The organism is Actinomadura rudentiformis, assembly GCF_008923185.1.
Taxonomy (GTDB): Bacteria; Actinomycetota; Actinomycetes; order Streptosporangiales; family Streptosporangiaceae; genus Spirillospora; species Spirillospora rudentiformis.
In genome coordinates this window covers 91,375-109,582 of the sequence record NZ_WBMT01000012.1, presented here as the reverse complement: position 1 = coordinate 109,582, position 18,208 = coordinate 91,375, and the positions used below count along the sequence as shown (strand labels likewise).

The 18,208-nt window shown below is 69.6% G+C and carries 19 protein-coding genes; 7 read left to right on the top strand and 12 right to left on the bottom strand.

Annotated elements, in window-relative coordinates; genetic code table 11:
- Positions 1 to 3: 3 nt before the first annotated feature.
- The 3 genes from F8566_RS25075 to F8566_RS25065 all read right to left on the bottom strand — a co-directional run bounded on the left by F8566_RS25075 (position 4) and on the right by F8566_RS25065 (position 2,092).
- Positions 4 to 828, bottom strand: a complete 825-nt coding sequence (locus F8566_RS25075; RefSeq protein WP_151564026.1) for a zinc metalloprotease — start codon at positions 826 to 828, stop codon at positions 4 to 6.
- A 415-nt stretch (positions 829 to 1,243) separates the two neighbouring features.
- Positions 1,244 to 1,507 carry a DUF3039 domain-containing protein gene (locus F8566_RS25070; protein WP_151564024.1) on the bottom strand — a complete coding sequence of 88 codons (264 nt, stop codon included), beginning with the start codon at positions 1,505 to 1,507 and terminating at the stop codon, positions 1,244 to 1,246.
- 9 nt (positions 1,508 to 1,516) lie between these two features.
- Complete coding sequence (locus F8566_RS25065; protein WP_151564022.1) at positions 1,517 to 2,092, bottom strand: YqgE/AlgH family protein; 576 nt, start codon at positions 2,090 to 2,092, stop codon at positions 1,517 to 1,519.
- 169 nt (positions 2,093 to 2,261) lie between these two features.
- Here F8566_RS25065 and F8566_RS50115 point away from each other — a divergent pair, with 169 nt between their 5' ends.
- A complete protein-coding gene (locus F8566_RS50115) occupies positions 2,262 to 2,948 on the top strand; it encodes a hypothetical protein (RefSeq protein ID WP_192809849.1) in 687 nt (228 codons plus the stop codon).
- Between the two features lie 56 nt (positions 2,949 to 3,004).
- On the opposite strand, the gene F8566_RS25055 is transcribed toward F8566_RS50115, so the two are convergent.
- Genes F8566_RS25055 through F8566_RS25045 form a run of 3 tightly spaced genes read right to left on the bottom strand, consistent with a single transcriptional unit; the run spans position 3,005 to position 6,159 of the window.
- Complete coding sequence (locus F8566_RS25055; RefSeq protein WP_151564019.1) at positions 3,005 to 4,408, bottom strand: NAD-dependent malic enzyme; 1,404 nt, start codon at positions 4,406 to 4,408, stop codon at positions 3,005 to 3,007.
- Positions 4,409 to 4,467: 59 nt separating this feature from the next.
- Complete coding sequence (locus F8566_RS25050) at positions 4,468 to 5,166, bottom strand: cytidylate kinase-like family protein (RefSeq protein WP_151564016.1); 699 nt, start codon at positions 5,164 to 5,166, stop codon at positions 4,468 to 4,470.
- A 42-nt stretch (positions 5,167 to 5,208) separates the two neighbouring features.
- Positions 5,209 to 6,159: a tetratricopeptide repeat protein gene (locus tag F8566_RS25045; protein ID WP_192809848.1), complete on the bottom strand. Its 951-nt coding sequence runs from the start codon at positions 6,157 to 6,159 to the stop codon at positions 5,209 to 5,211.
- Positions 6,160 to 6,616: 457 nt separating this feature from the next.
- Between F8566_RS25045 and F8566_RS25040 the strand changes: the two genes are divergently transcribed.
- The gene (locus F8566_RS25040) at positions 6,617 to 7,396 is read left to right on the top strand and encodes an ATP-binding cassette domain-containing protein (RefSeq protein ID WP_264159415.1); all 780 of its coding nucleotides are present in this window, start codon (positions 6,617 to 6,619) and stop codon (positions 7,394 to 7,396) included.
- Positions 7,389 to 8,633 (top strand): hypothetical protein, encoded by a 1,245-nt coding sequence (locus tag F8566_RS25035; RefSeq protein WP_151564014.1) that lies wholly within the window; start codon positions 7,389 to 7,391, stop codon positions 8,631 to 8,633. The genes F8566_RS25040 and F8566_RS25035 overlap by 8 nt, the downstream gene beginning before the upstream one ends.
- Before the next feature lie 82 nt (positions 8,634 to 8,715).
- Here the strand turns inward: F8566_RS25035 and F8566_RS25030 are convergent, their stop codons facing one another.
- Positions 8,716 to 9,012 (bottom strand): DUF3817 domain-containing protein, encoded by a 297-nt coding sequence (locus tag F8566_RS25030; protein ID WP_151564012.1) that lies wholly within the window; start codon positions 9,010 to 9,012, stop codon positions 8,716 to 8,718.
- A gap of 125 nt (positions 9,013 to 9,137) precedes the next feature.
- Here F8566_RS25030 and F8566_RS25025 point away from each other — a divergent pair, with 125 nt between their 5' ends.
- Positions 9,138 to 9,875 (top strand): DUF4230 domain-containing protein, encoded by a 738-nt coding sequence (locus F8566_RS25025; RefSeq protein WP_151564010.1) that lies wholly within the window; start codon positions 9,138 to 9,140, stop codon positions 9,873 to 9,875.
- A gap of 19 nt (positions 9,876 to 9,894) precedes the next feature.
- Here the strand turns inward: F8566_RS25025 and F8566_RS25020 are convergent, their stop codons facing one another.
- Positions 9,895 to 11,082 carry an acetyl-CoA C-acetyltransferase gene (locus tag F8566_RS25020; RefSeq protein WP_151564008.1) on the bottom strand — a complete coding sequence of 396 codons (1,188 nt, stop codon included), beginning with the start codon at positions 11,080 to 11,082 and terminating at the stop codon, positions 9,895 to 9,897.
- Between the two features lie 95 nt (positions 11,083 to 11,177).
- Here F8566_RS25020 and mce point away from each other — a divergent pair, with 95 nt between their 5' ends.
- The 3 genes from mce to F8566_RS25005 all read left to right on the top strand — a co-directional run bounded on the left by mce (position 11,178) and on the right by F8566_RS25005 (position 15,064).
- On the top strand, positions 11,178 to 11,600 hold the full coding sequence (gene mce, locus F8566_RS25015; RefSeq protein ID WP_151564006.1) for a methylmalonyl-CoA epimerase: 423 nt from the start codon (positions 11,178 to 11,180) through the stop codon (positions 11,598 to 11,600).
- A gap of 373 nt (positions 11,601 to 11,973) precedes the next feature.
- Positions 11,974 to 13,311 (top strand): DivIVA domain-containing protein, encoded by a 1,338-nt coding sequence (locus F8566_RS25010; protein WP_151564004.1) that lies wholly within the window; start codon positions 11,974 to 11,976, stop codon positions 13,309 to 13,311.
- 181 nt (positions 13,312 to 13,492) lie between these two features.
- Positions 13,493 to 15,064 (top strand): AI-2E family transporter, encoded by a 1,572-nt coding sequence (locus F8566_RS25005; protein ID WP_225993496.1) that lies wholly within the window; start codon positions 13,493 to 13,495, stop codon positions 15,062 to 15,064.
- Positions 15,065 to 15,125: 61 nt separating this feature from the next.
- On the opposite strand, the gene F8566_RS25000 is transcribed toward F8566_RS25005, so the two are convergent.
- The 4 genes from F8566_RS25000 to F8566_RS24985 form a co-directional block, all read right to left on the bottom strand.
- Positions 15,126 to 16,019, bottom strand: a complete 894-nt coding sequence (locus F8566_RS25000) for a hypothetical protein (RefSeq protein ID WP_151563999.1) — start codon at positions 16,017 to 16,019, stop codon at positions 15,126 to 15,128.
- A 90-nt stretch (positions 16,020 to 16,109) separates the two neighbouring features.
- Positions 16,110 to 16,901 (bottom strand): alpha/beta fold hydrolase, encoded by a 792-nt coding sequence (locus F8566_RS24995; RefSeq protein ID WP_151563997.1) that lies wholly within the window; start codon positions 16,899 to 16,901, stop codon positions 16,110 to 16,112.
- A 119-nt stretch (positions 16,902 to 17,020) separates the two neighbouring features.
- A complete protein-coding gene (locus F8566_RS24990; RefSeq protein ID WP_151563995.1) occupies positions 17,021 to 17,743 on the bottom strand; it encodes an alpha/beta hydrolase in 723 nt (240 codons plus the stop codon).
- Between the two features lie 109 nt (positions 17,744 to 17,852).
- On the bottom strand, positions 17,853 to 18,173 hold the full coding sequence (locus F8566_RS24985; protein ID WP_151563993.1) for an ATP/GTP-binding protein: 321 nt from the start codon (positions 18,171 to 18,173) through the stop codon (positions 17,853 to 17,855).
- Positions 18,174 to 18,208 lie beyond the last annotated feature (35 nt).

Genomic DNA, 18,208 nt, shown 5'->3' with positions numbered 1-18,208 from the left:
AGGCTACCGAGCCCCAGAGACAGAACGCGCCCCAGTCGGCCCACTGTGCCGACGTTCACTCTGGTGACCCGGTGCCCGGTAAGCCGCCCACGCTGCACGAATGCGCCGTCCCTGACCAGGAGTGAACTCGTGCATGCAGTCGTCCCACCCGTAGTTCATGAAGTTGTGCACCGGATCCGTCCCCAGCTGCAAGCAGGTGTCTCTGAGCAATGGGCACTTTTCAACCGGCCCCGCCTCGAACGGCGTGTCGGCCACACCGTCGCCGGGGTGTTCGCAGGCGTTCTCGAAGGTGTGGAAGAGCCCGAGCCAGTGCCCGATCTCGTGCACGGCCGTGTAACCGAAGTTGAAGTGCCGGAACGAGCCTCCCGGCATGCTGCGGTAGTCGACCACCACTCCGTCGTTGCGCGGCTGTTTGCGGTACCACTGCGGGAACGTGGAGAAGCCGAGCATGTCCGAGCCGACCGCGGCGGTGTAGAGGTTCAGCGTCCCGGCCCCACCCCGCCGTAGCGCCTTCTTCATCGCGGCCTCGTGCCGCTGTGGTGCGCGGAACCACGAGGGGTTGTCCCGGACGCCATACTTTTCCAGCCGGAAGGAGACGCCCGTGTCGGCCCCGCCCTTCTGGCCGCCGTACGCCTCGTTCAACGTGGCGATCAGCCGCCGGACGACCGCCCCGGTCAGGCGTCCCTGGTTCCCGGCCTTGATGACGTGGAGCCGGACCGGCACCACGATCCTCGCCGCCCGCCTTCGTGCGGAATTTCGCATGGAGTCCAGTGCACGCTCGTCCACGCCGTACCGCGCCCGCAGGGTCCGGCGCAGGTCGGCCAGCATCGACACCACCTGCCCGCGCCCGAGATCCGCATGGTCTCGCTCCGGCCCGCCTCGGGGCCTGCGGCTCGGCACGCCACGGCCGCGCGCAGCCGATCCCGGACCAGACGCGCACGGCGCGGCTGCAACGTGTTCCCCTGAACGGCCTTCCGCCGACTTCGGATGGCGTTCCACCGACACCAGCTCATCACTCGCCGAACTCAATGCGGCACACAATGTGACCGACAATGTGCACGCCAAAACCCCGGTACCCCGCCCCATGGCTCCCCGTACAAGAACCGTAATGCCGTCCCACGGCTCCGCCCGGCCTCCCCTGCGAAGGGGAGTCCCCTGGAAAGGGCAGGCCGTGCTCGGCCCTTGTAGCCGCCGGACCGGCGGCTACAAGATCATGACAGTGTGGTGCCCCGCGCGGCGGCGGTTATTCGTCCCCGCCGCCCTTGCCCGACTGCATGGACTCGTAGATCTCCTTGCACTCCGGGCAGACCGGGTATTTCTTCGGGTCGCGGTTGGGCACCCAGATCTTGCCGCACAGCGCCACCACCGGGGTGCCCGTGACGGCACTCTCGGTGATCTTGGCCTTCTTCACATAGTGTGCGAACCGCTCGTGATCACCGTCGCCGTGCGACAGATCCGGCTTGACATCACTCTGTGTATCGCTGTCGGGAAGAATTTTCGTACTCACAGCATCACCTTAGTTGAGCGTCGGGTCCTCGGGAAAAGTCGAGACGAAGGCCAGGTCGCCGCCTTGGCGGCGGAGCACCTCCTGCCACAGGCGGTCCGGGTCTCCCGCGAAGACGTCGCCAGCCTCGGCCGGCACGAGATACCAGGCGCCTTCCTCCACCTCTGACCGGAGCTGGCCAGCAGACCAGCCCGCGTATCCGGCGAACACACGGAACTGCAGGAGCTCGGGTGCGAGCAGCCCGGGCGGGGCGTCCAGGTCCACCAGGCCGACCCGCGCCACCGACGGGTCCCCGTCCAGCGCCCGCCAGCCGAGCGGCTCGTCGTCACCCGGCAGCCGGGCGAGCGCGAGCGCGTTGTCGAGCGCCACCGGCCCGCCCTGGAAGACCACGGAGGGCCCGGTCACAAGCTCGGCCCAGGGCGGCAGCACACGGTCGACGGGGACCTCGGTGGGCCGGTTGAGGACGACTCCGAGCGTGCCACCTTCGAGGTCGTGCTCGACGACGAGCACCACGCTCCGCTTGAAGTTGGGGTCGTCCAGCTGCGGTGTCGCCACCAGCAGGAGACCCACCCTGATCCCGTCGTCCATGGGTTCCATGATGCGTTGCTCATACCTCCGGCGGCACGTACCGCCGCTCGTTAACCTGTTATGCATCCCTATCTCTGGGGAAATCGACAGAATACGGGCTTACGTTAAAAAATGATCTAGGGAGCCCCGGGGCGCACCCGGTGCAGACCGGCGAGCGGAAGGAACTGCGATGCAGTTGCCCAGGGTCGTCATCGCAGCCGTGTTCTTCGTCATCGGGGCGCTGATCGCGATCCCTGCCATCATCAAGACCACCGGGGACTCCAACGCCTCCACCACCCCGGCCGGATCGACGACCAGCCCCACGCCGACGGGCACCAGTCCGAGCCCGACGGCCACCATGCGCACCAACACCGCGACCCCGACGCGCACGGCGTCGCCGACTCCCACCCGGACCACTCCCTCCCCGACCCCGACCCGGACGACGTCCGCACCCCCGGAACGGCCGCTCAAGGCGACCATCGGCACGCCCTCGTGCCCCAGCCGCAAGGTCACGATCACGGTGCGCAACACCGGCTCGCAGGCCGAGGACTACGCGGTCGAACGCGACGACGGCTCGGCGTCCATCCCGGGCCGCATCGCCGCCGGCGCGACCCGGGAGAGCACCATCACCTTGCGCGAGGACCGCAGCACCCGCATCGAGGTCACCCACGACAACGAGTCGGTGCTGGTCAGGACCCGCAAGGCCAACTGCAGGGCCGCTGCGCCACCCGAGAACCTACCGGTCACCGGAGCCGACGACACCGTTCTGTGGGCACGCGCCGTCACCGGCGGCGCCGCCATGATCACCGGGATCATCATCTTCTGGTACGGCGGCATCTGGCCTCGGCGCCGCGCGGAGCTCTTCGAGAAGAAGTGATCAGACTGGAGAAGTGACCGGGCCCGCGGGCGAGGCGATCAGGCCCGCGGGCGAGGTCAGGCCTCGGTCCGCGGGCGGCCGCCGGCGGCTTCGCGGACGGCGCCCGCGACGCGGGTGCTGACGTCCGGGTGGAAGACGCTCGGCACGATGTAGTTGGGGCCGAGCTCGGCGTCGGTCACGACCTCGGCGAGGGCCTTGGCCGCGGCCAGCAGCATCTCCTGGGAGACCCCGTCGGCCTGCGCGTCCAGCAGGCCGCGGAAGACGCCGGGGAAGGCCAGCACGTTGTTGATCTGGTTGGGGTAGTCGCTGCGGCCGGTGGCCACCACGGCGGCGTGCTCGCGCGCCTCGTCCGGCGAGACCTCGGGCTCGGGGTTGGCGAGCGCGAAGACGATCGCGTCGTCCTTCATGGTGGCGATGTCGTCGCCGGTGAGGATGCCCGGGGCGGACACGCCGACGAACACGTCGGCGTCCTTGACCGCGCCCTTGAGGTCGCCCGCGTAGCCCTCGGCGTTGGTGTGCTCGGCGATCCAGCGCAGCGAGTCGTCCAGGTCCTCGCGGCCCTGGTGGACGGCGCCGTAGAAGTCGCACACCACCACGTTGCGGGCACCCGCGTGCAGGAGGAGCCGCAGGATGGCGCTGCCCGCGGCGCCCGCGCCGGACATGGCGATGCGGACGTCGCCGATGTCCTTGCCGACCACGCGCAGCGCGTTGGTCAGCGCGGCGAGCACGCAGATGGCGGTGCCGTGCTGGTCGTCGTGGAACACCGGGATGTCCAGCAGGTCGCGCAGCCGGGCCTCGACCTCGAAGCAGCGCGGGGCCGAGATGTCCTCGAGATTGATGCCGCCGAACGCGGGGGCGAGGATCTGCACGGTACGGACGATCTCGTCGGTGTCCTGGGTGTCCAGGCAGATCGGCCAGGCGTCGATCCCGCCGAACCGCTTGAACAGCGCCGCCTTGCCCTCCATGACCGGCAGCGCCGCCTCGGGGCCGATGTTGCCCAGGCCGAGGACCGCCGAGCCGTCGGTCACCACGGCGACGCTGTTGCGCTTGATGGTCAGCCGCCGGACGTCCTCGGGGTTGCGGGCGATCGCCAGCGAGACCCGCGCGACGCCGGGCGTGTAGGCCATGGACAGCTCGTCGCGGTTGCGCAGCGGCACCTTGGACATCATCTCGATCTTGCCGCCGAGATGCATGAGGAAGGTCCGGTCGCTGACCTTGTGGATGCTGATGTCGTCGATCGTCTCGAGCGCGGCGGAGATCGCCTCGGCGTGCTCGGTGTCGCGGGTCGCGATCGTGACGTCGATGCGCAGTTTCTCGTGCCCGGCGGTGTTGACGTCGAGTGCCGTGACGATGCCGCCGGCGTTCTCGACGACATGGGTGATCTGGCTGACGGCCTTGCCGCCGGCGGGGACCTCCAGCCGGACGGTGATGGAGTACGACACGCTGGGCACGCTGGCCACGTCACTGGCTCCCTTGCTACGACCTGTATTGGGGCCGCCGCCCGGCCTCTCCAGGCGGCTCAGACCACCCGGGCCGCGGCGACGATCAGGTCCACTACGGCGGGCTCGGGGAGCCTCGTGCTGTCGATCACGAGGTGGTAGAGCCGCGAATCGGCGGGATCGGCCCCGTAGAAGTGCTTGACGTAGGCCGCCCGGGCGCGGTCATTGTCATCGAGCATACGCTCCAGATCGCGCTGGGACGTCCCGCTCCGGACGGATCCCACCTCCTTTGGAGGTTCACCCGAAATCCCGGCCGTGCCAGAGGTGCCCAGCAGCTCCACGCGGGCTCGCGCGAGGCGACGCTCTTTGGGCGCGTCAAGCCGAACGTGCAGGGTGTCCACCCGGTCCTTGAGCACGACCGCTCCGGCCCGGCCGAGGAGCACGCCGCCCTCGCCCTCCGCCGCCCTGGTCATCACATGCTCGGTCCGGACGACGAACTCCTCCTCGGGCAGGATCGTTCGATCGGGCAGGTAGACGTCCATGCCCCCGAGCGTGACGTTGGGCAGCCGCGCCGCACCGGCCAGGATCCGGCCGATCCCGCTCTCGGCCCGGTCGTCGTGGGCGAGCGCCTCTTCCAGCGAGCAGCCGATCTCGGCCGCCACCGTGACCGGGATCGCCCGGTCGACGAAGGGCAACCCCAGCCGCTCCGCGACGGCGGGCCCGACCGAGCCTCCTCCGGCGCCGAAAGTGGCCGAAATCGTTACAACACGCGCACTCACATAACAATCATGCCCGTTCGGGCGACTTCTACCTTCGCGACGTCAGAAGAGGGCTGATTGGAGGGCTCGGCGCGCCTTGCCGATGCGGGGGTCGTCCGACGGAAGGATCTCGAACAGCTTGAGCAGGTGCTTGCGCGCCACGTCGCGATCGTCGCCGGCGGTGCGCTTGACGGCGCCGATCAGCCGGTCGAACGCGGCCTCGACCCGGCCCGTCACGACCTCGACGTCGGCGGCGCGGGTCTGCGCGAGCACGTCGGCCGGGTCGGCGTCCGCCTCGGCGATGGCCTTCTGCGCGTCGAGGTCGCCGATCCGGCGGCCCAGCTCGATGCGGGCCAGGCCGGTCTTGGCGTACTCGTCACGCGGGTCGGTGTCGAGGATCCGCTGGAACGCGATGGCGGCACGGTCGAGATCGCCGCTGTTCAGCGCCTCCTCGGCGTCCGCGTAGACAGGGTCGACCTCCGGCTGGGCCGGGGCGCCCGGCACCTCGTCGCCCTGGGGGGCGTCGGGCAGGAGGCCCTCCTGACGCAGCGCCTCAAAGAGCTGGTCGATGGCCTGCCTGACCTGTGGCTCGGGCGCGGCGCCGTTGAGGAACGGCATGAGCTGCCCGGCCACCACGACCGCGACGAACGGGATCCCGCGGATGCCCATCTGCTGCATGTAGGCGCCGAGCTGCGGGTTGGCGTCGATGTCGACCTTGGCCAACACCCACTTGCCGGCCGCCTCGGTGGCGAGCTTTTCGAGGATGGGACCCAGCTGCTTGCACGGTCCGCACCATTCGGCCCAGAAGTCGACCAGAACCGGAACGGTCTGCGACCGTTCCACCACCTCGGTGTTGAAGGTCTGGTCGGTGACGTCCACGACGTACGGACCACCGGCCGCGCCCGCTCCCGGAGCCGCTTCGGTCGCCGCCCGGCGCTCCTGCTGCTTCTTCGCGGCGGTCTGGCGGGCACCCAGATCGACTGCCCCGTACAAGGAAAAGTCCCGAGAAGACATGGGTCCATCCTGCCTCATGACGCGCCACGACCGTACTCTCGTCCGCTCCCAGCGGAGCGCCCTCGTCACGGCAGGGTGGCCGGCGAGCCTCCGCCCCCGCTTCCGGACAGAGCCGAACATTCTCGCTGAATCGCCCCTTCACTGGGCGGGCAAAGGATTCAGACCATCGGCCGTAAGAGGAGAAAGACTGCTGACAGCGATCACCAAGCCTGGTTATAGTCGCGATGTCGATGCATGGTGCGACGGCAAAAGGGGGTGCTGTCCGAAGGCCCGGGGAGGGCGATCGGACGGCCAGGGATGAACATCGCGGGTGACGGGGGAAAAGTCACCGGCGTTCATCGCCTGTCGCATAACGCATGACGCAACAATGGGGGGTTTCAAAGTGATCGCGGAGCATTCCGCGATCGTGGCCCGAGGGATGGGTGTCCGACGCGGGGGGCGGTGGCTCCTACGCCCGGTGGCCTTCGGTGTCTCCGAAGGCGTGACCGGCCTGGCCGGTCCACCTGGTGTCGGTAAATCCACTCTGCTGGCCACGTTCGCGACATTGCGCCGGCCACATGTCGGCGTACTGAAGATTCTCGGATACGACACAGGAAATAACTCCGACCTGCGCACGGTACGGGCTCGGATCGGTTATCTGCCGGGCAATTTCACCTCGGCGGACAACCTGACGGTCGGGGAGTTCGTCGCCTATGCCGCCTACTACAAGCGTGTACGTTCGGATGCGACCCGGTCGATCCTGAAAAGACTCGATCTCCTCGAATCCGAATCGACCGAAATGAGCCTGGTGCCGCCGGACGTCCGGCTGCGCGCGGGGCTGGCGGCGACGTGCGTGCACGAGCCGGAGCTGGTGCTGCTCGACGATCCGCTGCATGGCGTGGGCGATGTCGAGGCGAGCGAGCTGCTCCCTCTCATCGGCGCGCTGGCGCCGACGATCCTGGTGTCGGCCCCCACACCGCAGGCCCTCACCGGATGGTGCGACCGCGTGTTCACCCTGGCCAGAGGCAGATTGACCGAACGCGCCACCAGGTCAGCGCCCGCAGACGGGAGTACTTTCGGCTTCGCAACGCCCGGCCCGCACCGGGAGCGCGCGGCGCTGAGCGGAGAACGAGCCGGAGGCGAGGTTCTCCGCGAAGATCGCGAAGCGATGTCGCGATCGCCGCTTTCGTGGTTCGGGGCCGAGCCGCCAGGCGAGGGCCCGAGGCCGCGAAGGCCAAAGAAACTCGCCAGTGTCTGAGCTTGGGCGGGTGCTCCGGGTGGAGGCCCGCCGGACGGCGCCGCTCATCGCGGTGCCGTTGCTCACGGCCGTCGGCGTGGTGACGGCGTGGCTGTCGCTGGTGCCCGACGTCGCCTACTGGGACAACACGGTGGTCGCGCTGGTCAACTCGGTGCGGGTGCTGGGGCCCTTGGCGGCCGGGCTGGCGGCCTGGGCCTCGGTGCGCGAACGCCGCCTCGACTACCTGCGCGATCTGACACCCCGGTCCCCCGCCACCGGATCGCTCGTGGACATGGCGCTGCTCTCGGCGGCGGCGCTGGCGGCGTACGGGACGGTCGCGGCCGTGGTGGCCGTCGACACGGCGCTCCGCGAACAGGCGGGCCAGGCGCAGGTGATGGGGATCCTGGCGGGCGCGACGGCCTTGGTCATGCACGTGGCCGCCGGCTACCTGGCCGGGCGGCTGGTGCCACGGCTCGCCACCAGCGCCGTGGTGGTCGTGGCGACCTGGCTATGGGCGACCGCACGGACGCCGGGCACCTCGTGGTGGAGCCTCCTCCCGCCGGCTGCTCTGAACGAAGTGGAGCTGTTCACGGGCCTGCGCAGCCAGGTGCTGGCCGACGGGGTGCTGTGGTCGGCCGGGCTGACCACCGCGCTGATCCTCGCGTACGTGTGGCGGCTCAACCGGCGTCTCTGGATGATCGTGCCGCTGCTGGCCGCGCTCTCGCTGACGGCGCTGGCGACCGTCCGCCTGGAGGCCTCGGACGGGCGCGCGGTGGGACCGGCACCGACCGGCCCGTCCTGCCGTGAGTGGCCGCTCACGATCTGCGTGCATCCGGCGCTGCGCGGCGCGCTGCCCTCGCTGATGACCGCCACGACCCCGCTGGCCGCCCGGCTGAACGGGACGCCCGGCGCGTTCACGAAGATCGAACAACGTCCCGGCACGGCACCGGCCGGGCTGTCGAAGGGCGTTGCCGCCATCCATCTCGACGGCCTGGCCCCCGGCTATGAGGCCCAGGTCGTCCGGCAGATACGGGACGGGCTGGTGGACACCCGGGCCTGTGCCTCCCAGCGGCGGCGGGCGGCGGAGTACCGGGCCATGGTCGACGCCTGGCTCCTGGGCACCGAGCAGCCGCACATCTCCGACCTGCGCGCCGCCCGGGTCTTCGGCACCTGGACCGAGCAGCAGCGCCGCGCGTGGCTGCGGGCGAACTTCGGCGCGTATCACCGCTGCGCGCTGACCGCGCGCGCCTTCCGCTGAGAAGAGTCCTGCGTGATGACAGAAGAGTCCTCTGCATGACCACGACGGAACCCCCCAGGTCCGCCGTGATCATGCAGAAGCGTTACCGTGCGGCGGCCGCCGGCTGCCTGAGCCAGCTCCGCTCCACGAAGTACGGGGCGAGCGGGAGGACGGACGCGATCAGCGCGAGCACCGTGCGCTTGACGTCCCAGCCGAGCGGTCCCCGGACCATGAAGACCAGGGCGACGAACGCGAGGAACAGCACCCCGTGGATCGGCCCCATGATCTGCACGCCCGCCTCGAACTCCACCGTGCGCTTGAGCACGGAGCAGAGCAGGAGGATCAGGAACGAGGTCGCCTCGGCGATCGAGACGTACCGGAGGATGCGCACGGTGTCCACGGTCGACCAACGTACCGGTACCTCGGCGGTGTTTCCGCCATGGCCATGACCCTGATCACATCCGGGATGACCACCGGCACCGCGCGGTGAGGTGAGGAGCGGGCAATGCCGGGAATGCCTCCTACATGGCCCGATCCGAACGCGAAGCAAAGACCCGCGGGAACGAGTCCGAGCCCGAGCCGACCCCCGCCGCCCCGGCCCCCGCGTCCGCCCCCGCCGGCCGCCGTGGCGGCGGCCTGCGCGTCTCGCTCCTGCTGATCGTCGCGACCATCGCGCTGGTGCTGCTCGCGCAGCAGACACTGCGGATGCTCCCGGACTGGATCAACCCGTTCGACGAGAAGCCCAAGGACCGCAGCGGCCCGGTGCTGCTGCAGTCGATCCGCGACCTCTCCCGGTACGAGGCGGCCAGCGGCAACTTCCAGGTCATCGTGGACCTGGAGAAGGACGCCAAGTTCCTGCCGAGCGCGGTGCGCGGCTCCCGGACGCTGTTCGTCGGGCACGGCTCGGTCGACGCCTATGTCGACTTCAGCAAGATCGCCGACGGCGCGATCACCGTGAACGCCGACCGCACCGCGGTGACGGTACGGCTGCCCAAGGCGCAGCTGGAGCCCACCAACCTCGACACCCAGAAGAGCTACGTCTTCTCCGCGCAGCGCGGCCTGATCAACCGCTTCGGTGACTTCTTCGGCAACAACCCCAACAACCAGCAGCAGCTCTACGTGCTGGCGGCCCAGAAGATCCAGACCGCCGCCAACGAGAGCGGCCTGCCCGGACGCGCGGACCGGAACACCAGGCAGATGATGGAGCAACTGCTCAAGTCCCTGGGCTTCAAGACCGTCAAGGTGGAACCCGCCACCCAGTGACCGGGCTACGGCGATCCGGTCACGGCACGCGGAGGATCAGCGCGTCTCCCTGACCTCCGCCGCCGCAGAGGCCGGCCACGCCCAGGCCACCGCCGCGCCGCTTCAGCTCGTACGCGAGGTGCAGCACGATCCGGGCGCCGGACATGCCGACCGGGTGGCCGAGCGCGATCGCGCCGCCGTTGACGTTGACCTTGTCCGGGCCGACGCCGAGGTCCTTCATCGACTGGAGCCCGACCGACGCGAACGCCTCGTTGATCTCGATGAGGTCCAGGTCGGCCACGCTCAGGCCCGCCTTGCCGAGCGCGTGCTTGATCGCGTTGGACGGCTGCGACTGGAGCGAGTTGTCGGGGCCCGCGACGTTGCCGTGCGCGCCGATCTCGGCCAGCCAGGTGAGGCCGAGCTCCTCGGCCTTGCTCTTGGACATCACCACGACCGCGGCGGCACCGTCGGAGATCTGCGAGGACGAGCCGGCGGTGATCGTGCCGTCCTTGGAGAACGCGGGACGCAGCCTGGCGAGCGACTCGGCGGTGGTGTCGCCGCGCACGCCCTCGTCGTCGGCGAAGACGATCGGGTCGCCCTTGCGCTGCGGGATCTCGACCGGCGCGATCTCGTCCTCGAAGACGCCGTTCTTGATCGCCTCGGCGGCGCGCTGGTGCGAGCGGGCGGAGAACTCGTCCTGGTCCTCCCGGGAGATGCCGAGCTTGGCGTTGTGCCCCTCGGTGGACTCGCCCATCGAGACGCCGTCGAAGGCGTCGGTCAGCGCGTCGTGGGCCATATGGTCGAGGACCTCGATCGAGCCGTACTTGTAGCCGCCGCGCGACTTGGGCAGCAGGTGCGGCGCCTGGGTCATCGACTCCATGCCGCCCGCCACCACGATGTCGAACTCGCCGGCACGGATCAGCTGGTCGGCGAGCGCGATCGCGTCCAGGCCGGACAGGCAGACCTTGTTGACGGTGATCGACGGAACGCTCATAGGGATGCCGGCCTTGACCGCGGCCTGCCGGGACGGGATCTGCCCGGCCCCCGCCTGCAGCACCTGCCCCATGATCACGTACTGGACCTGGTCCCCCGTGATGCCCGCGCGCTCCAGCGCGTTGCGGATGGCGTGGGCTCCGAGGTCGGCTGCCGAGAAGTCCTTGAGCGAGCCGAGCAGGCGGCCGATCGGCGTGCGTGCTCCGGCGACGATCACGGACGGGTTGGTGCTCATAAGAGGGGGCCTCCACATGGGTCCGGCGGCGACATTTGTCACGATACCCAGGACGAGCCGAATCTCATTCCGCCGCCTCGACCGGGAGAACGCCCATGCTGACGCGCATCGACCACATCGGCATCGCCTGCCACGACCTGGAGGCGACCGTGGAGTTCTACAGGGAGACCTACGGCTTCACCGACGTGCACTTCGAGGTGAACGAGGAGCAGGGTGTACGCGAGGCGATGCTCAAGATCAACGAGACCGGCGACGGCGCGGCCGCCTACATCCAGCTGATCACGCCGATCCGGGAGGACTCGACGGTGGCCAAGTGGCTGGCCAAGAACGGGGAGGGCGTGCACCACATCGCGTTCGGGACCGACGGCGACGTCCAGGAGGAGGCGGACGGCATCGCCGGCAAGGGCGTCCGGGTGCTGTACGAGCAGCCACGGAGAGGCTCGATGGGGTCCCGTATCACCTTCCTGCACCCGAAGGACTGCCATGGGGTCCTGACAGAGCTCGTCCAGAAGTCGTAAGGGCGCAGTGACGGGCTGCGAGATCCCCCAGGCAGCTAGGTGATCTTGTAAACCGGCTTCTTCCGCCGCGTTGCGCAGATTGTGACGTGTTTGAAATCACACCCGCGTTTCACGGCCCCGGACTCGCCGCTCTGTAGCCGTTGCTGCGCGAATGGTGGTTTTGTGGGCTGCACACCGGCGCACCTGGGGCGCCGTCGGGCAAGCTGACAAAAACGACAAAGTGCGCAGCGCGTCCAGATGAGCCCCCAACACGGCAGCCACCGGAGTACGCTTCACTCGCCGGTAGAAGGTCTGGGGCCGCGCGCCCGTACAGCCAGGCGATCAACCGGTCCCCGGAACCAACCGCAGCCCCGTCACATCAGGATTGAGCCACATGCAGTCCGACATCGACGCCCAGCTCAGCAACTTCTTTGAAGACACGCCCCCGCGCGAGTTCGACGTGGTGCTACGCGGCTACGACCGCCACCAGGTCGACGAGCACATCAAGCAGCTCGACAACGAGGTCCGGCAGTCTCGCGAGTCGACCCAGGCGCTGCAGCGCGAGCTGTCGGACGCCCATCGGCAGCTACAAGAGCAGGAGCGCCCCACCTATTCCGGTTTGGGCGCCCGCATCGAGCAGTTGCTGCGGCTCGCTGAGGAGCAGGCCACCGAGCTCGTCCAGGCGGCGCGCTCCGAGGCCAATGAGATCAAGGCGGCCGCCAAGGTCGACGCGGCCGAGCTCCGCGCCACCGCCGAGAACGAGGCCTCCGAGCTGCGCGCCACCGCCCAGCGCGAGGGCGACGACATGCGCAACGCCGCCGAGCGTGAGGCCGAGGAGGTGCGCACCTCTGCCCGGCGTGAGTCCGACGAGCTGACCTCCACGACCGAGCGCGAGGTCGCCAAGCTGCGCGCCACCGCCGACCACGAGGTCGCCGAGAAGCGCGCCGCCGCCGAGCGTGAGATCGCCAAGCTGCGCACCACGACCGAGCGCGAGGTCGCTCAGCTCCGTGCGTCCACCAAGCGCGAGCGCGACGAGATCCTCACCACCGCCAAGCGGCAGGCCGACGAGATGCGCGCGCAGGCCCAGCGCATCCTCGAGGAGAGCGAGGCCCAGCGCGCCCAGGCCGAGGCCGAGTTCGAGATCCAGCTGGCCGCCCGCCGCGAGGAGGCCGACCGCCAGGACGCCGAACGGCACGCCGCCGCGCAGGCCGCCACGCAGAAGCTCGTCGCCGAGGCCGAGCAGCGCGCCGCGTCCGCCGAGCAGCGGGCCGCCAAGGCGACCCAGCAGGCCGAGCAGACCCGGCGCGAGGCCGACTCGCACGCCAAGCAGCTCATGGCCAACGCGCGCAAGAACAGCGACCAGGTCATCGCCGAGGCCAAGTCCCAGGCCGAGCAGCTGCTCGCCGAGACCAAGTCCGAGGCCGACCGGGTCCGCACCTCCGCGCAGCGCCAGGTGGACGAGCTCACCCGCCAGCGCGACAGCATCACCAGCCACCTCAACCAGCTGCGCCAGCTGATCGGTGGTGTGGCCCCGGCGATGGGCGCCGTCGAAGAGCTTCCCACCGCGGAGAAGCCCGCGCTGGAGGCCAAGCCCGCCGCGCAGCCGCAGGGTGGCGGCCAGGGGCAGCAGCAGGCCAAGCAGGCCGCGGCCGCCAAGGCCGGACCGGCCAAGGGCGGCCAGGGCGCGCAGGCCAAGAAGAACGAGGACGACGAAGACTGGTGGCAGGAGTAGCGGCACCGGCCACCGGCCGCGTCGGCCGGGCCACCATGATCTGACTCAATCCGTACGAGGCGGAAAAGCCTAGAGGTAGCAACTACCTCTAGGCTTTTCGTCATCTGAACCGGACACGGGCGGGCCCATGACCGACAAAGCCCGGCCGTTACGGACAGGGAACGGAATGAAGGAGTACGACGTGGCCGAGGAGACCCCCCGGAAGGACACGTCGCCGGCACCCGGCGACGACGAGACGTCCAGCGCTACGGGTGGTGCCGCGGGCGGTACGGAGCCCCCTCCCTCCCCGGCCGCCGACGACTCCCGCGACGACGACCACCCCGCCACCGCCGGCGCGGGAGGCGTCCGCGCAGGCGACACCGACACCACAGGCGCGGACACCACCACCCGCGCGGAAGGCGCAGCGGGCGCGAGCGACACCACACGTGCCGAAAGCACCACTGGCGCAAGTGGCACCCCAGGCACCGGCGATGCCACGGATGCGCGTGACACCGCGCGCTCGGGAGCTCCAGGGCCCGCCGAGGGCGACGGTGGCGCCGAACGGGAGGCGGGCGCGGCTGCGGAACCGGCACGCCTTCCCGCCACGGTCGAGCGGACCGTCATCGAGAAGACCACCGTGCCGGGGGACACCGAGCAGGCCCCCGATCCCGCGCACGACGTCGAGCAGCGCAAGATCGAGGCGGGCGTCGATCACCGGTACCCGTTCGGACGGCCTGGAGAGCCGCTCGGCAAGGCGCACCCGTTCGTGTTCGGGTTCGTCGCAGCGCTCGGCGTCATCACCGCCTGGCAGCTGTTCAACGCCGCGCTGAACGCCAAGTCGGTGCTGGTGATGATCATCGTGGCGATGTTCCTCGCGGTCGGCCTCAATCCGGCCGTGGAGCGGCTCCGCAAGATCGGCCTGCCGCGCGGCCTGGCGGTCGCCATGGTGTTCATGGGCGTGATCCTCTTCTTCGCCGGGTTCGTCGCCTCACTCGTGCAACCGGTGTCGGAGCAGACCACCGAACTGCGGGAGAGCATCCCCGCATACGTGAAACAGCTCCAGGAGAACGACCGCCTCGCCGAGTGGGACAAGCGCTACGGGCTGCTGGAGCGCGCCGAGAAGACCGTCAACAGCAGCGGCTTCCAGGACAAGCTCACCTCATGGGCCACCGGCATCGGCAAGGTCGCGGTCAACGGCATCTTCCAGACGTTGACCATCCTGATCCTGACGCTCTACTTCCTGAGCTCGCTGCCACAGATCAAGACGTTCTTCTACCGGCTGGCGCCCCGCTCGCGGAGAGCCCGGGTGGCGCTGCTGGGCGATGAGATCCTGGATCGGATCGGCGGATACGTCGCGGGCCAGTTCACGATCGCGTTCATCGCGGGCCTGACGACTTACATCTTCCTGTCGATCCTCGGCGTGAAGTACGCACTCGCGCTGGCGCTGATCGTCGCGGTGACCGACCTCATCCCGCTGATCGGCGCCACCATCGGCGCGGTGGTCGTGACCCTGGTCGCCTTCCTCACCGGGACCATGACCGACGGGATCGTCTGCATCATCTTCTACATCGTCTACCAGCAGGTGGAGAACTACCTGGTCTATCCGCGCGTCATGAAGCGCACGGTCGACGTCCAGCCTGCGGTGACCATCGTGGCGGCGCTCATCGGCGGCGCACTGCTCGGCGTCGTCGGGGCACTCCTGGCGATCCCGACCGCCGCCTCGATCGCGTTGCTCATCAGGGAAGTGGTGGTGCCCCGCCAGGAGACCATGTGACCGGGGGTCACGGGTCTCCCGGCGGGGCGCCGGACCACGTTCCTGCTACAGGTGTGGCTTGTTACTTGCGCCAGATGGCGGCGTAGCGGGAGGACGCGCCCGTGCCGCCGCCCGCGATCTGGATCGGGTAGTAACCCTTGGCCTTGGCCTGCTTGAGCCGGGCGGTGAGGACGGCGGAGGTCATGCCGGTGAGCTCGACCCAGGGGCCGATCTTGTCGTTCCGCCAGATGGCGGTGTAGCCGCTGCCGACCGCCACGAACGACGGCCGCCAGCCCTTCTTGACCTGAGCCTTGAAGAGCTTGTCGTGCGCCGCGAAGCTCTTGTTGAGCGACACGCTCCACTTCACCTTGCGCGGGTTGGCCACCCACACGGCGAGGTAACGCGGCGCCTTCGCGGTGCCGTACGCGTCGATCGAGATCGGGATGAAGCCCTTGCTCACCGCGTACTTGTTGTGCTGCGCGAGCTTGGCCGCGGTCAGGTCACCCCAGGAGAAGAAGGCGCCCTTCTTCTTCTCGAAGATCCCCGAGTAGAGCCCCGAGGCGCCCGAGCCGGTCGCCGTGATGGTGATCGGCTGGTAGCCCTTCTTGCGAAGGTTGGTGAACGACTTCTGGAACGTGGCGCGCGTCTGGCCGACGACCTGCGTGAACGCCGGGCCCGACCGCTTCACCCACACCGCGGCGTACCTGGGGTTCGCCCGGTCCGAGACGTTCAGCGAGATCGGCCGGTAACCGCTGCGCGCCAGCTTCTTGCCGGTCGCCAAGTGGTAGGTCTTGGACTTGGCGTGGTACTCGACGTACGCGGGAGCCTTCGCGACGGCGGCCACGGGGGCGGCGGCGCGCTGCTCGGCGGCGGAGGCGCCCCCGGTCTGGGTGACGACCACCGGCACGGCGACGCCCACGGCGGCCAGCGCGGCGACCGCGACGGCGCCGCGACGGCCCTTTATGTGTGTGTTCATTGAGCCTCCTGGTTCAGGACATGCCTAAAGAGTCCTATCAGACATGTCACTAACCGGGAGTCAGGCCAGGCGATATCTGGATATCGCGGCTCAGCCCGTCATGCGGGCGATCGCGGCGGTGAACTCGGCGACGGCCTGGTTGAAAAGATCGGGCTGTTCGACCGCGCACAGATGGCCGGCCCGCGCGATGACCAGCAGTTCGGCGTTCGGAATCGTGTCGGCCATGGCGCGGGCGTCCGCCTCGGTGGCCAGCGTGTCCTCGGCACCCACCATGACCAGTGCGGGCACCTTGAGTGTGCGCAATGTCTCGAAGCTCTCGCCGCGAGCGGCCATCGCACGCTGCGCCCACGCGGCCGCGCGTGCCGGAGTGGCCTGGACGAGACCGCGCACCCGCCCGTACACCAGCGCGCGTTGCCGGAACGTCGTCGGGCCGACCAGGTGCGGGAGCACTTCGTCCAGCAGCACCCGGACGGTGCCCTCGTTCTCCAGCCGTTCCGCCTGCGCGAGCCGTGCAGCGCGGATCTCCGGGGAGTCCTCACCGGCCCGGGTGTCGGCCAGCACCACACCCATGACCAGGTCGGGGTGGCGGCGGCACAGCGCCATCGCCACGAACCCGCCCATCGACAGCCCGCCGACCACCGCCCGCGCGACGCCGAGCCGCCGGAACAACCGGGCGACGTCGTCGGCCATCTCGTCGATCGACGGCTCATCGTCGCCCAGGATCGACCCGCCGAAGCCGCGCAGGTCAGGGGTGATCACACGGAAGCGCGCGGCCAGCCCCTCCCGCTGGTTGAGCCACATCGCCGAGGACAGCGGGAAGGCGTGCAGCAGTACGAGCGGCGTGCCGGAGCCCACATCCCTGGCGTAAAGCTGCACGGTCATGGCGGCGTAGCCCTCCCCGGGTCATCGGCCCGAAAACCGCCGTGCACACGGCGGCTAGGCAATCGTCACCCCGATGGCGCGATTCCCAGAGAGGAGTGGCCGTGTCCGGCCGTCCCGGTTTAGTTGCCCGATTCATCCCATTCGGTGGGGAGCGGAGAGGCCTGGGGGGCGACCCGCTTCACGATCTCGTTGAGCACAATGCGCACATAGGGCTCACCCACCCACAGGTGTTTCGCGCCGTCCACCGCGACGACCTCCGCTTGCGGGATCCGCTTGAAACGTTCCCGGGCCTCGGCGGGCCGCAGATAGTCGTCGAACTCCGGGACCAGCGCCACGACCGGCCGCCCGTCCGCACCCCACGCGTCGAGGTCGGCGTCCCCCGCCCGGTGGAGCGGCGGCGAGAGCAGGATCGCGCCCTCGACCAGCGGATCGCGTCCCCATTTCAGGGCCAGCTCCGTCCCGAACGACCAGCCGAGCAACCACGGACGCGGCAGATCGTGGAACTCGGCGTACTCGATCGCCGCCGCGACGTCGTACCGCTCGGTCTCGCCCCCGCCGAACTCGCCCTGGCTCGTCCCCCGCGCCGAGGCGGTCCCCCGGGTGTTGAACCGCAGCACCGCCACATCCGCCAACGCGGGCAGCCGGAACGAGGCCTTGCGCAGGACGTGGCTGTCCATCATCCCCTCAGCCGTGGGCAGGGGATGCAGGCAGACCAGGGTCGCCACCGGCGGCCGCTCCGGGGGCAACGCGAGCTCGCCCACCAGCTCCAGCCCGTCGGCGGTGTGGAGCGTGATGTCCTCCCGCCGGGCGGGCAGCACCGTCGCAGCCCTGATCTCCGCCATGCGCCTGGGTCTCCTCGCTGCCGGTAACCGGCTCGGGTCGGTCATCGGGTCGGGTCGGTCATCGGTCGGGTCGCTGATCGGGTCGGTAAGGAATCGGTGTCAGGGTGGTTCAGTAGCGGGGCGCGTTGCGCGACCGCTGGATCCTGGGGGTCCGGCGCCCGCGGGCGTTCCAGCAGGGCCGGTGCCAGTGCCGCCGGTCGTCCGCGCCGCCGCGTCCGTCAGCGGGCCATACGACCAGGTGCCCCACCCCGGGTGGGATCTCCTGATCGCAGCCCGGGCAGCGGTACGCCTTCACCGCGTTGGCCCCGGCGATCGTACGGACGATCCAGTCGCCGTCCGCCCCCTCCTCAGTGCTCTGGTCCCAGTAGGAACCGCCGCCCGCCTCCGGCTTGGGACCAGGGGCGGGGCGGCGGTTCTTACGCGGACTCATGACGACCAGGATATTGGCGGACAGGACATTGGCGG